This is a genomic window from Nocardioides sp. SLBN-35, assembly GCF_006715725.1.
In the GTDB taxonomy this organism is placed as follows: Bacteria; Actinomycetota; Actinomycetes; order Propionibacteriales; family Nocardioidaceae; genus Nocardioides.
Map to the genome: position 1 here is coordinate 270,844 of NZ_VFNU01000001.1, position 13,710 is coordinate 284,553.

The window sequence follows — 13,710 nt, forward strand, 5'->3', positions numbered from 1 at the left end:
GATACCCACAACTGGGCGGGGTATCCGCTCAGGCTTTGACCGCGAGGGTGAGCGCGAAGTCGCCGGCCGCGTCGGTCCACACCCGCGCGACGTCGAGCCCCGCCGTCTCGAGCTCGGCCGCGATCCGGCTGACCCGGAACTTGGTCGAGATCTCGATCCGGATCTCCTCCCCCATCGCCAGGTCGAGCACCAGGTCGGCGCCCGGGATGCTCACCTGCTGCGGCACCTCGGCGCGCAGCCGCAGGTCCATCCGCTCCATGTGGGGGTCCCAGAACGGGACGTAGGAGAACGCCTCGGGGTCGAAGTCCGCGCCGAGCTCGCGGTTGACCACGACCAGGCTGTTGCGGATGAACTCCTCGGTGACGCCCTGGCTGTCGTCGTACGCCGCGATCAGCCGGTCGGCGCTCTTGACCAGGTCGGTGCCCAGCAGGAGCGAGTCGCCCGGCTCCAGGACGTCGGCCAGCGCGCCGAGGAAGGCGGCACGCTCCTCGCGGTAGAGGTTGCCGATGGTGCCGCCGAGGAAGGCGACCATCCGGCGCCCGCCCGCCGGCAGCTGCGCGAGGTGGAGGGTGAAGTCGCCGACCACCGCCACCACCTCGAGCCCCGGGTGCCGCGCCGCGATGTCGTCGGCCGCCTGCCGCAACGTCCCCTCGGCCACGTCGACCGGCGCGAACCTCGTCAGCTGGCCGGTCCGGGTGAACGCGTCGAGCAGCAGCCGGGTCTTCTCACTCGTCCCGCTGCCGAGCTCCACCAGGGTCGTCGCCCTGCTCGCGGCGACGATCTCGTCGGCGTGGGCGGTGAGGATGGCGTGCTCGGCCGCGAACGGGTAGTACTCCGGCAGCCGGGTGATCTCGTCGAACAGCGCCGACCCGCGGTCGTCGTACAACCAGCGTGGCGGGAGGGTGCGCGGATAGCTGCTCAGGCCGCGGCGTACGTCGGCCGCGAGGCTGCCGCTGGCCCAGTCGGGCTCGAGCAGCACGCAGACCCGGGGCGTCTCGCTCATGCGCGGACACCGCCGTCCGCGAGGCGCAGCCCGCTCAGCGCCCAGCGCGCGCCCGGTGGGAAGAAGTTGCGGTAGCTCGCCCGCGCGTGGCCCGGTGGCGTCAGCGCGCAGCCGCCGCGCAGCACCATCTGCCCCGACATGAACTTGCCGTTGTACTCCCCGATCGCGCCGGCCGCCGGGTGGAAGCCGGGATAGGGCAGGTACGCCGAGGAGGTCCACTCCCAGCAGTCGCCGTACACCTGGCGCAGGGTGCCGGTCTGCTTCCCCGCCGCCCGCGGGTGCCAGGTCTCGGTGTCGGCGAGGTTGGCCGCGCCGCCGTCGCCCTGGCTGCGCACGGCGTGCTCCCACTCCGCCTCGGTCGGCAGCCGCTTGCCGGCCCACGTCGCGTAGGCGTCGGCCTCGTAGTGGCTGACGTGGCTGACCGGCAGCCCGAGGTCGACCGGGAACGTGCCGTGCAGGGTGTGCTCGAACCACACCCCGTCGACCTGCGTCCAGTAGAACGGTGCCCGCCACTCGTGGGCCTTCACCTGGGCCCACCCGTCCGAGAGCCACAGCTCCGGGCGCTGGTAGCCCCCGTCGGCCATGAACTCCAGCCACTCCCCGTTGGTCACCAGCCGGTCGGCGAGCCGGAACGGCTCCAACCAGACCTGGTGCGCCGGCAGCTCGTTGTCGAACGAGAACCCGCTGCTGTCGTGACCGATCTCGACCAACCCTCCCTCCACCTCGACCCAGCCGAGCGGGTCGGGCTCGGTGGGCGCGGCCCGGGTGCCGGCGTACGTCGGACGAAGGGGGTTGAGCGAGAGCACGTGCTTGATGTCCATCAGCAGCAGCTCCTGGTGCTGCTGCTCGTGGTGGAAGCCGAGCTCGATCGTGCTCGCCAGCTTGTCGATCGTGCCCTGGTCGAGGGTGTCGAGGAGGTCGCGCATCCGGTCGTCGACGTTGCCCCGGTAGAGCCCCACGTCGTGGGCACCCGGCCGGCTGATCACGCCGCGCTCCGCGCGGTTGTAGCGCGGCCCGACGGCCTCGTAGTAGCTGTTGAAGAGGAACCAGTACTGGTCCTGGTACGGCGCGAACCCGCTCTCGTTGTCGGCCAGCACGAAGGTCTCGAAGAACCAGGTCACGTGCGCCCGGTGCCACTTCGTCGGCGACACGTCCGGCATCGACTGCACCGTCTGGTCCTCAGGGCTCAGCGGCGCGGCCAGGCGCTCCGTGTGGGCCCTGACCTCGTCGTACCGGGTCAGGAGGGTGTCCGCCGTCCACTGGGTTGCGGTCATGGCTCGACATTAGGACGGGGCACCGACACTCACCAGAGGTATGAAATGGGCGTCAGCAGATGTTCACATCCGGGCGCTCCGCCGGAGGCGCCGACAGGTCCATGCTGAGAGGCATGACGGACATCGACCTCGACTTCAGCGCCCTACGGGCGACCTTCATCAACTGCACGCTGAAACGCTCCCCCGAACCGACCCACACCGGCGGCCTGGTCGACGTGAGCGCCGCGATCATGCGCAAGCACGGAGTGGAGGTCGAGACGATCCGCGCGATCGACCACGACATCGCCACCGGCGTCTACACCGACATGCGCGAACACGGCTGGGCCACCGACGCGTGGCCGGAGATCCACGAGCGGGTGATGGCCAGCGACGTCCTGGTGCTCGCCGGCCCGATCTGGCTCGGCGACAACAGCAGCGTCATGAAGCAGGTGATCGAGCGGTTGTACGGCGGTAGCGGCGACCTCAACGAGCGCGGCCAGTACGCCTACTACGGGCGAGCCGCCGGCTGCCTGATCACCGGCAACGAGGACGGGATCAAGCACTGCGCCATGAATGTCCTCTACTCGCTGCAGCACCTCGGATACACGATCCCGCCCCAGGCCGACGCGGGCTGGATCGGCGAGGCGGGTCCGGGGCCGTCGTACCTCGACCCTGGCAGCGGCGGCCCCGAGAACGACTTCACCAACCGCAACACGACCTTCATGACGTGGAACCTCATGCACGTCGCGCGGATGCTCAAGCGCAACGACGGGATCCCCGCCCACGGCAACCAGCGCTCCGCGTGGGACGCGGGTGCCCGGTTCGACCACGAGAACCCGGAGTACCGGTGAGCGCCGTCGCCGCCTTCTACGCCGGGTCGGGCGGACTGGTGGCCGCGCTGGAGGAGGCGCTGGACACCGCCGGCGTGGACCGGTCGGCGCTGCGTGCGGTGGATCTCGGCCCGGTCGACGAGTTCCACATACGGGGCCGCGTCGCCACCCTGGAGATCGCGGAGGCGCTCGCCGTCGGCGCGGGTTCCCGCGTCCTCGACCTCGGCAGCGGCCTGGGCGGCCCTGCCCGGACGGTGGCCGAGGTGACCGGGTGCACCGTCGTCGGCATCGACCTGACGCCGGAGTTCTGCGAGGCCGCCACCGTCCTATCGTCGTGGACGGACCTTTCGGACCGCACCGACTTCCGCACCGGCGACGCCACCCGTACCGGCCTCCACGACGCCGCCTTCGATGCGGCCATGACCGTGCACGTCGCGATGAACATCGCCGACAAGCCCGGCCTGTACGCCGAGGCCTTCCGCACCCTTCGCCCCGGCGGCCGGTTCGTCGTCTACGACGTGCTCCAGGGTGAGGGTGGCGACGTGCACTACCCGGTCCCGTGGGCGAACGACCCGACCACGAGCTTCCTCGCCACCCCCGAGGAGACGCGGGTCCTGCTCGCCGACGCCGGCTTCGAGCTCGTCGCGGAGTCCGACTCCTCCGACGCCAGCCTCGCCTGGTTCCGCGAGGTGCGGGAGCGGATCAAGAACGAGGGACCGCCTCCGGTGTCTTTCGCCGCCTTCCTGGGTGAGTCGTTCCCGCAGATGGCGGCCAACCAGGTGGCCAACCTCGCCGAGCGCCGGATCCGAACGGTCACGTTCATCTGCAGGAAGCCGGCCTGACAGACGGCGGTGGAGCCTAGGGGTCTCACGCTTAGTCGGCACGCCGCTGACCTGCGGTTTTACGGTCACGAGTGGACATGGGTGCCCGTCAATCTGGCACCGATCTGGCACCAGATGCGGCAGTCCTACGCGCTGAGAGGGGTGGTGACGATGGCCAGGAAGGCTGCGTCGGGCAACGTCCGCAACGTCCACCTGCGCTCGTGCCACCACCGCCAGTCGTGCACCTGCGGTGGTCGCGGCACGCACGTGAAGCCCTGCCCGAGGGCGATCCGCTGCCGCTGCGAGGGCCGCTGGCACGCCCGAGTGACCGCGCCCAACGACGCCGTCGTCAAAGCGCCCTCGACGTTCAAGGCGAAGATCGACGCCGAGGAGTGGGTGAAGACCGAACGGAGACTGATGGAGGATCCCACCTCCTACGTCACGGCCCAGGTCTGGCTCGAGGCGGCGAAAGAGCAGGCCCGACTCGACGCCGCAAACACCTTCGCCGTGTACGCCGAGCGCTACCTCGCATCGCGCGACCTCCGCCCGAAGACGATCCGGGAGTACCGCGGTCTGCTCGAACGCGTCCTGGGGCCCGCGTTCGGCGACGTCCCGTCGAAGCAGATCACCTGCGAGGCGGTGCGCACCTGGCATACGGCGTTGCCGAAGGAGACGCCGGCCGCCAACGCCGCGGCGTACCGCTTCCTGCGCTCGGTCATGGGCGCGGCCGAGGACGACGAGCTGATCGAGCGCAACCCGGTCCGCATCCAGAAGGCATCGACCGCCCGGGTGAACAACCCTCAGCGGCCCTCCCGGTCGACGAGATGGCGACCATCGTCGACAACATGCCCGAGCGGCTCCGCCTCTTCATCGTGCTCGCCGCCTTCGCCGGCCTGCGCCAGGGCGAGATCTTCGAGCTCCGCCGCAGCGACATCGAGCCGACCTCCGGCTCGATCTCGGTCACCCGCAACATGGAGAAGGACCCCGACCCCAAGGCGGATGGCGCCTGCGCGGACTGTGGCCGGGTCATCGGACCGCCGAAGACGGAGAAGGGTGCGTACGGTCCACCTGCCACCGGCGTTCCTCACGCTGCTGCGCGCGCACCTGCTCGCCCACACCGCACCCGGCGCGAACGGACTGCTCTTCACGGGTGAGCGCAAGGACCACATGAGCGCCCGCTACTTGCTGGACCGCTACAAGGTCGCCCGCGAGGCAGCCAGCCGACCCGACCTCACCATCCATGGTCTGCAGCACTCCGCCCTCACCCTCGCCGGCCGACACGGTGCCACCGCCGCCGAGCTCCAAGCCCGCGCCAGCCACGCCTCCCAGGCGGCCATGGCGATCTACCAGCACGCCACCGTCGACCGCGATCGTGAACTCGCCGGGCGACTCGGGACCACCGTGGCAGGGTCGAAGGCCTGGACCGAACTGCTGGGCGATCCGTAGGTCTCGCTCAACTCGCCCTATGTTCAGCCCAGTGGTGACCGAGCCATTCGACCTGGCTGTCACGCAGTTCCGCGCGTAGCCGTTGATCGTGAAGGCGGGCGTACTGCGGATACCCCTCGAGCGGATCGGCAACGTCCACGCGGAGGGTGTTGGGGTCGACGGCCAACCAACCGTCATCGAATAGACGGTGGACGTCCCGACGGAGGAGCAGGCCACCATGTTCATGGTGAACACCCAGCTGCGCGTAGCTGTAGAGATGGCCGGCTTCCAACACCCGAGAGGGCGCCTCACCCGTGAAGGCGCAGCTCTCACCTTGGCTGGCGAGTAGGTGTTCCCTGAACCGTCGTTGACCGCGCCGCACGCGGACGATCTCGAGACGGTGGCCCTGTGGGAAGAAGAAGTCGGGCGCCCGATGACCGACGCGCTCGATCGCACGGTCTGCGCCCTTCACGGCGAGTGCCGCGCTGAACGCCTCCCACCGGAGCGGCCGCATGCTGAGCTGGCTCTTGGGGGCAACACAGAGCCCTCGCAGGTCGGCACCAGGAAGCAGGTTCTCGAGCGATGTCCACGCGGCGTCATGGCGGGAGCGGTACTCCGTGACAGTGACGGTCTGGCTCTCTGGGACATCGAACTCCGCGCCGCACTTGTAGCACTTGTAGAGGGGTGACTTGTTCTTGCGTGCCTTGATGCCGGCCATGCCGCATCGTGAGCACTTGAACAGGAGCTTCTCCTTGACCTCGCTCGTAATCTCCTCGACCACAGAAAGGCCGAGGAGTCGGTCCTTGTCCCACAGGACGATGGGGTCTCCGACCTTGATGTTGGCGTGGTTGGGAACCGTGCTGTCCCATGTGTAGTAGACGTCGACCTGGTCGTCGTATCCGGAGTTCCCTCCGTGCTGGCGGTTGTCACCGACGGTCATGAGGAGCCACGCGGCCGGCGCGCTCGCATCGCTCATGAACCGAGCTTCCCACGCTCAGCGACGAGTCGACCGACTTTTATTGCATCTACTAGCGGACCGGATCCCTACCGGCCCGTGACCAAGGCGCCGAGCACTGGGTCGCGTACGATCGATCGCACTTCCACCACGAACGGGTGCTCGTCGCCGTCACCGACGCGAGCTGATAGGCGTCGCACTGCCTCGGCGGTCCCGTACTCCGCCATATCGACCTCGAACGCGCCATCAACGAAGGCGTAGTCCGCGTGGGCATTCCAAGCCGCGACAACCGCCTCTGTGAGCCTCGCTTCGTCGGAGTCCGCGGGGAGTCGGACTTTCAGCCGAGGCGTTGAAGAAGTGCCAGGAACCGTCGCTGCCTCTGCCGCCACCAGCTGGGTCAACTCGGCGTCGCTCAGGGAGTCCATGAGCCTCGCACCGGTCAGGAACGTGATGCGTTTGTACAGCGATCGCGCCCACTCCATTCGCTTCGTCGCCCGACTACCGATGACGGCGGACGCGAGAACGCGGACCAAGCGATGATTCCTGGCCAAGGCTGTGCGATCGAACAGTTGGAACAGTTCATCCTCGCCGAGGGGCTTCGGACTACTCAGATCTAGGATGTCGCCGAGTACACGCTCCCGGATCCAAAGCCGCTGCATGGCATGCTTCGACGGCGACCCGAGAACTCGATCGGGATGGAGGGCGGGCCAACGAGCAACCGTCACGTCCGGAAGGAGCACCAACGACAAGAAGTTCCAAGTCTCGAGGTGCGCCGCGTCCGAATGAATGATGTCAAGTCGCTCGTAGAGAGAGCGACCGAGCGCAATGTCGAAGCGGGCCGTGTCCCTCGAGATGGTCGCAACCGGGTCCGGTGCGTCCATCCAACTGGCTAGATCGCCCAGGATGGCCGTCCGAATGTCGCTGAGCCGTCCAGGCTGCGCAACGGATCCCCCAGTCTCAACTGGCGTCTTAGCGGGATGATCCGGCGACGCGAGGTTACGCACTCGGGCGACGCCGCCCTCGGCGTAGGCCGATCGGATGGCCTCAACCTGCCGTTGGGCATGAGCCAACGCAATGCGGGGGTAGACCCAGGTTGTCACTTCACCCACACCGTCCTGAACGGATCGAGCGACGACGCAAGCAGGTCCTCGAAGTGCGCAGGGTCGGCACGCAGCGTTTTGATCGCCGTCTCCATCGACATCCCCAGATAGAGGTCGCACATTCCCGCAATGACGTCACCCACAGACTCTTCGGGCCATTCCACGGAGAGATCCACCTCACGAGCCGAAAGATCTAGGAGCAAACGTCGAACGATGTCGGCCCTCATGACGGCGTCCAGTCCGGCGGGCTGATCCGCAGCCAACGTCAACCGACCGACTGGGTGCTCGGTATTGACCAGAAGTCGCACAGAGCCGACGAAACTCTCGTCGATGCTGTCGAAGGTTGTCACGATCGTCCATGGAGATTCGGGGCGACCCACCGCTCGGAAGTCCACCGCTTCAGTGGGGAATCGCCCTCCGTTTCCTTCAAGCGCGACGATCGACCGCTCGCTAGTCGCCAAGACCGATCCGGCCCGACGCGCCACGCCCGCTGGGCCGTCCGCCGGGCCATTCGCCAAGACGACGTTCCTGGTAAGACGAACCGATTCAGCAAGCACACCTGCCGGCACGGTCAATCTTGCGACTGCGGAGCCACTCAGAGGATCGATAGCCGTGGAGGCAGCGAGGCGAACATTCGCCGCAGGGCAATCGGCCACGATGACCAAGGCGAGCGAGGAGCCATCAACACCAGCGCTGGTCAGAGTTCGCGCAAGGTCCAGTGCGACGGATGACTCGAATTCGAGCTCGACCTTGTAATCCCAAGCCGGCAACAGCTCCGGATCAACGGCCGTCGTCGATCCATCACGGATCCGCCACGGTCCCCACGTGACGGCGTCCTCTTCGATCACACGGTGTGGAAGTACACGGACTTTCGTCATTGGGCACCTACAACGCGGACATCGACGTCCAGCGCGACGTCTTCACGGAACTCGACCTCATACTCCGACGCTCGACCCGGCCGTAGGCAGATCGGACCCGTCGAGCCTGTCTCCGACCATCCGATCGGTCGCACCCACTCGGACACGTCAGTCGTTCCGCTCCCGCCGTCGTAGCCGACGCCTGCCGTCAGTGCGACCAACTCACCCTCGGGAGCACCGCCCTCGACGATCACTGCGAATACGATCCGGTTCCAGCCGGGACGATCCGACGCAACGGGCGCGCCGGACGTGGCCGAGACCTTCGGCCTCTTACGCCGCTGGCTGGGCGGTCGGCTCACAGCTACGGTCGGGGATGCTCCGTGGCCCTGAAGACCCGTCAACAGGCCGGCCAAGCGATTCGCCAACCCGGCTGTCGACGGGGCGTCGTCCTTAGGTGCTGTCGCACCGATCCCGGGCGAGACGAACTCGCTCACATGGCTGCGGATCTCGCGCAGCGCCAGGTTGACTTGGCGTCGCCGCTCCTTGTTCTGGATGCCCTTCACGACCCAGTCGTCATGCGCCGGAGGCTCCGCGTCCGCAAAGGCATCGTCCCTCTCGCGGACCGGTTTGAACACTCCCGCCCACATGAAGTCCGCGTCCGCCAACCTCCGATGCTCGTCGTACTTCACGACGAGTTCCGCATCGGTGCGCATCAGTGCGACGTGATGGGTCAATGAGTCGGGCGCGTCTGTTGGCGACGGCCATCGGGTGAGCGCCAAGTGACCTAAAAGTCCGTACGAACGCTCCGTCTGGATGTCGATCACAGTCACGGGCCAATTCGTAGTCGGCGATTCTTGCCCGGCTTGCCGGGCTCTAACGGCTCGGAGGCAGTCGACGTAGGGAGCCAGTTCCGGATCTCCAGCCGGGTCCTCGATGGGGTGCGGAGTGCCGAGATACTTCAGCTGGATGGCCATCCGATCGCGATCGGGCGCATCGACGAGTTTCGGCCAGAGGTTCCACCGGATCGCGTCCCGCAGATCCGCCAGGATCTCGTGATCAGTGTTGGCCTCGAGGACAGGATCGATGATGAGGATGCTGGTGCCTGTCTCCTCTCCTGCGAAGCGAGAACTGAAGAGCGCCTCGCCAAGCGCTTCCGCACGGTCGCCCACTACGGGGAAGATTCGGTCTTCGATCCGCTCGCCCCACCAATGACGTCCGGTGTAGCGGTAATCGTCATGGTCGAACGCCTCACCCATCGCTGAGACGATCAGCCGATGCTCGAGGCCGCGTTCGGTCCGACACCTCGTCCATAGGACGACCGTGGAGATCGCGCTGACCACGTACGCGATCGTCTTGCCGAAGCCATATGTGCCTCCGCCGAGCTCAACATCACGAGGCGCGCCAAGATTGAAGACGAAATTGGCGAAATTCATCGATTCGCTCGGCGCGAACGGTCGGTCGTTCCGAGGCGGGCCATCCAAGCCGACGGTTCCGCGATCACTGATTTCGATCGCCCTAAGCGCCTCGTTCGACAGCAGTTGGTCAACCCCGATCGCGGCCGCGCCCTCAGCGAAGACGACGTGGGTCAGCGCATCGAGTGCATCACCCCGGAGAGATCGAAGGTCGATGGTGAAGTCGATCCGACTGTTGTCACCCCGCGCGTCCCAGCTGTTCTGCGCAGTCTCGCGGACCAATACCTCGGTCGCCGAGACCTTTGGGACGCCGAGCAGCCTCTTGGCGCCAGCACTGTCCATATCACCTTCGGAGAAGCGCTTCGGGAACCAGTCCAAAGGGCGAGGATCTCTGATCACACGCCCTCCGCCTTGATCCAGCCAGCAAGGAACTGAGCTGCCGCGTCGTCATCCAGCCGCTCAGCCGCCGTGTCCAGGTTCAACTCGTAGCGGACACGTTCGACGCCCTTCAAATGACCCTCCGGGATGTGGCTCCGTCGAAGGCCCGGGAAGTCGTCGCCGACTCTCCACAGCCTGACGGAGCGCACCCGATACCGGTAGTCGGCATCCGCCCCACTTCCAGCGATGTAGCCCGCTGCGTTGACCTTGGTCAGCAGGGCGTGGCGCGGGAATCCCTTGGCAACGAGTCCGTCGACTGTCTCGTCGATTCCGGGTGCCGAACCGTCTTCCCCGAGATGAACGACTGCAAGCGAAAGCTCAGAACCAGCGGGATCGAGTTGGTCAAGGTTGCTGATACTGACGACCTTGCCATCGATCGAAGCCGTTGCTTTAACCTCAAGGTGCGCGTTCGCGCAAGCGAAGTCGTGAAGCGCCTTGTCGGGCCCCTCCCACGCCTCCACCGCAGCTGCCGGATTGTTCGCGCCCAGACGACCGAGGACGGTCAACTCTCCGATGATTCCTTCGACCAATTCGCGCCCGATCGGCTTGCCGACGTTCTTAAGGAACGCACGCCATTCCGCTAACGTCCGGCGGCACACCGCTGGTGGGTCCTCGGGGTCCTCGGCCAGGCGATCAAGAATGTCCTGGGCGAACCGGACGAAGACCCCGCCGAGGTGCGGCAGCTGACAATGCACATCGACGAAGTCAACGGTTTGACCATCGACGATCATCGGGTGGGAATCGATCGAGATCCCGACCGCGCCGCTGTCGGGCCGGACCTTGCTACCTCCAGAGGGCACGAGCAGATGCCGATGTGCGTTGGTGTCGGTCGCCACGCGGATCTGCTGCGACCCGACGGTCTGCGCCAATGGGCGGGTCTTAAGTTGCCCGACGGCGATCGCTTCGTCGTTAGCGTCGAGCAGGACGTACTCGCGTGCGACGTTGGTCATCACACCTCACCCTCGGGTTCATCCTCGATCGGAAGGTCATCGTCCTCGTCATCCGGGATGGCAGGCTCCCAATCCGGCACAACGGCGAAGAAGTCGCCTGTGCCTGCAAGGCCGTTGGCGCCGACTTCGGGGAAGATGACGCCGATGCCGATCAGGTCGGCGGGCGCTTCCATGTCGCGACGACTGGGGTGGTCCTTAGCCTTGAGCGCGACTCCCTGCGGAATCGAGTGACGACTGATTGGCAGAAGCAGGATCAGCCCGGTCTCGGGTGCCAGCTTCCGCCGCACGCTTGCGGGATCCGACCGACGCGTCTCTGGTGCCTCGTGGCTCACCTCGACTGGGTCCAGATCGGCGAACCAGTCCTCATGCGACAGAAGGCTCTTGATACTCGCGGTCCCTGGAGGCGGGGTGATCAGCGGTGCACGGTTGTTGTTGGGAACCGTGAACGGCAGCCCGAGATCAGAAGCTCCGAGATCATGCGGCGCCCCATCCTTCTTCGGGCGTGCGTTGCTTCCCACCACGACGACGTTCCATGACGCGTTCGGGGCGAACTTCTCGATCCAATCCCGCATGCGCTGCGAGTTGATGCGCTGCTGATTCGGATGGAACTCGTACTCCTTCAGGAGCAAGGAGACTGCATCCGAGTCGACCTGCGGGAGTCGCCAACGTGACCGCGTCCCGATGCGGCTGGCGTTCCCACCCTGCAGAGCGCCGGTCACGAACTCCCGGACCGCAGCACCGTTGGCCGAGATGATCTCCTCATCGGTCTCGTGGAGCCAGATGGTCTGGTGCCGCTGACCGGCATAGGTCACCTGGATCTGCTCTACGAAGTGCATCCGATTGCGGGCCACGATCTCGAGCCGCCCCGGATGGGAACGCACGCGCAACCCGAGCTGCCTTGGGGTGACGCCCTCCACCTCCAGGTGGGTGATGTCGTTCCGGATCTCCTCCTCCACAGCGGCGAGGAATCGGAAGTCCTCCTTGAGGCCCTGGGTCATCCATATTCGTGGGAGGTCCTCGTACCCGACGCGATAACCGAACCAGCGTCCCATCTGCAGCAGGGTGTCGTAGGTGTTCGAGCTCCGAGTGAAGTACGAGACGACAAGACCCTCGAGCGTCAGCCCACGAGACAAAGTGCCACCACCGATCGCGATCACGGTCTCGGCCACTGGGTTGCCGAACTGGTCCGTGCGGTTGTAGTCGAGCCGGTCCTGGGAATATCCGTTGTCGACGATCACCCGGATGGCGCCAATGACATCGTGGATCTGCTCGAGCACAATTGGCCACGCTGGCATTGCCTTACTCGCGACCTCAGCCGCTCTGTCCCGTTCATCGAGCCAGAGCTTCTCGAGTTCGGATTCGACTGCGCTCAGATCTTCTGCCCAACGTCGCAGGAGCGCCTCGACGCGGGTCTGCATGGCGAAGTGTGGTGCGACGTACTGAGTGGTGTGGATCAGCATCGAGCTGTGCTTCGCACTTTGGCCTCGCGCCCATCGGATGGCAGTTGCCAGAACGAACCACCGCACGGCGTCCACGAGCGAGTCGGGAAGGTCCGGGTCGAAGGCGTAGCGGTCTTCCCGCTTGCTCGGCGGCTTGAGTGAATCGGCCTCGTCGTCGGTCACGATACGGATGAGGTCGAGACCATCGCTCGGGTCGTCGTCCTCGTTGATCGCCTCGCGGCCGAACAGTCGCTCGGCCCCGAAGTACGCGTCCGGACGCGGGAGGCTCAGGATGAACTCACCCGGGTACATCTCCTCCTCATCGTTCGGGTTCATGAACACGTTCGCGAACGGGGTGGCCGTGTAGCCGACGTACGTACCGGTCGGGATCTGCTTCCAGATCTCCCGGATGCACTTGTTGATGGCGGTGATCTCGTTGGCTCGACGCGGAGAGTTCGGCGTCGCTTGGTCTGCCTCGTCATCGAGGAGCAGGATCGGGACCTTCCGGCGAATGTCCTCAGGGATGTCTTGGAGCCAAGCTGCCAAGCGCCGGAGTCGGCTGGCGTTCTTCTTCACCACCATCAGCGTGCGCACGTTGTTGCCGAGCAGCGCAGCCCCGTGCACGTGACCACCGAAGTCGGACTCGGGTTTGGTGAGCGTCGTCCATCGGCTGTGGTCGACCAAGTCCTGCTCGAGGCGGATCTGCGTCTGACGACGGAGGTTCTCGAAGGTTCCCGACAGCACGATGACGAGTCGGTACCCACAGTCGGCTGCCTTGGCGATCACCGATGTGTAGTTGGCGGTCTTGCCTGACTGCACGTAGCCGATCACCAAGCCACGCTTCGATAAGCCTGGAACAGCGGGATTGGCGAGCTGCGCCACCACCTTGGTTGACGCCTCGTCGACATCGTCGATCACCGCTTCCATGCCTTGCGCTAGAAGCTGGTTCCGAACCTTGGTCCAGTCCGGGTCGCCCTCCTGAGGTCCGCGGTACCAAGGGGCCGTTTGAAGTTCGGCGACGACACCGCCGACGCCCGTGCCTGGAGGGTCGTTGAGAATCGCCGCGTTGGCCGCTTCCTTGCGGAACAACTCGATCGCCGGTGCCAAGAGCGCGACGTCGATCTTCATCCCCTTCGCGAAGCGCGCAGCGGCGTCGTCGACAGTGAGATTGTGCTGATGCATCAACAGCACGAGCTGATTCAGTGCGAACTCAGCATCCATCCGGGC

At 66.1% G+C, this 13,710-nt stretch carries 11 protein-coding genes; 3 read left to right on the forward strand and 8 right to left on the reverse strand.

The window, feature by feature from the left end; translation table 11 throughout:
• Window positions 1-28 precede the first annotated feature (28 nt).
• Together egtD and egtB are read right to left on the reverse strand one after the other, a co-directional pair.
• Window positions 29-1,003: an L-histidine N(alpha)-methyltransferase gene (gene egtD / locus FBY23_RS01310; protein WP_141796496.1), complete on the reverse strand. Its 975-nt coding sequence runs from the start codon at window positions 1,001-1,003 to the stop codon at window positions 29-31.
• Complete coding sequence (egtB, locus tag FBY23_RS01315) at window positions 1,000-2,277, reverse strand: ergothioneine biosynthesis protein EgtB (protein WP_141796497.1); 1,278 nt, start codon at window positions 2,275-2,277, stop codon at window positions 1,000-1,002. Before egtB ends, egtD begins: the two co-directional genes overlap by 4 nt.
• A gap of 113 nt (window positions 2,278-2,390) precedes the next feature.
• Between egtB and FBY23_RS01320 the strand changes: the two genes are divergently transcribed.
• From FBY23_RS01320 to FBY23_RS01330, 3 genes are all read left to right on the forward strand, one after another.
• On the forward strand, window positions 2,391-3,107 hold the full coding sequence (locus FBY23_RS01320; protein ID WP_141796498.1) for a flavodoxin family protein: 717 nt from the start codon (window positions 2,391-2,393) through the stop codon (window positions 3,105-3,107).
• Window positions 3,104-3,928 (forward strand): class I SAM-dependent methyltransferase, encoded by an 825-nt coding sequence (locus FBY23_RS01325; protein ID WP_141796499.1) that lies wholly within the window; start codon window positions 3,104-3,106, stop codon window positions 3,926-3,928. Before FBY23_RS01320 ends, FBY23_RS01325 begins: the two co-directional genes overlap by 4 nt.
• Before the next feature lie 303 nt (window positions 3,929-4,231).
• Entirely contained in the window at window positions 4,232-5,353 is a 1,122-nt protein-coding gene (locus FBY23_RS01330; protein ID WP_160158128.1) for a tyrosine-type recombinase/integrase, read from the forward strand.
• 7 nt (window positions 5,354-5,360) lie between these two features.
• Here the strand turns inward: FBY23_RS01330 and FBY23_RS01335 are convergent, their stop codons facing one another.
• The 6 genes from FBY23_RS01335 to FBY23_RS01360 form a co-directional block, all read right to left on the reverse strand.
• Window positions 5,361-6,308 carry an HNH endonuclease signature motif containing protein gene (locus FBY23_RS01335; RefSeq protein WP_141796501.1) on the reverse strand — a complete coding sequence of 316 codons (948 nt, stop codon included), beginning with the start codon at window positions 6,306-6,308 and terminating at the stop codon, window positions 5,361-5,363.
• 68 nt (window positions 6,309-6,376) lie between these two features.
• Window positions 6,377-7,168 (reverse strand): hypothetical protein, encoded by a 792-nt coding sequence (locus FBY23_RS01340; protein ID WP_141796502.1) that lies wholly within the window; start codon window positions 7,166-7,168, stop codon window positions 6,377-6,379.
• A 215-nt stretch (window positions 7,169-7,383) separates the two neighbouring features.
• On the reverse strand, window positions 7,384-8,235 hold the full coding sequence (locus FBY23_RS01345) for a hypothetical protein (RefSeq protein WP_141796503.1): 852 nt from the start codon (window positions 8,233-8,235) through the stop codon (window positions 7,384-7,386).
• Window positions 8,236-8,261: 26 nt separating this feature from the next.
• On the reverse strand, window positions 8,262-10,034 hold the full coding sequence (locus FBY23_RS01350; RefSeq protein WP_141796504.1) for a hypothetical protein: 1,773 nt from the start codon (window positions 10,032-10,034) through the stop codon (window positions 8,262-8,264).
• A gap of 17 nt (window positions 10,035-10,051) precedes the next feature.
• A complete protein-coding gene (locus FBY23_RS01355) occupies window positions 10,052-11,044 on the reverse strand; it encodes a PD-(D/E)XK motif protein (RefSeq protein ID WP_141796505.1) in 993 nt (330 codons plus the stop codon).
• On the reverse strand, window positions 11,044-13,704 hold the full coding sequence (locus FBY23_RS01360; RefSeq protein ID WP_141796506.1) for a Z1 domain-containing protein: 2,661 nt from the start codon (window positions 13,702-13,704) through the stop codon (window positions 11,044-11,046). Before FBY23_RS01360 ends, FBY23_RS01355 begins: the two co-directional genes overlap by 1 nt.
• Between the last annotated feature and the right edge of the window lie 6 nt (window positions 13,705-13,710).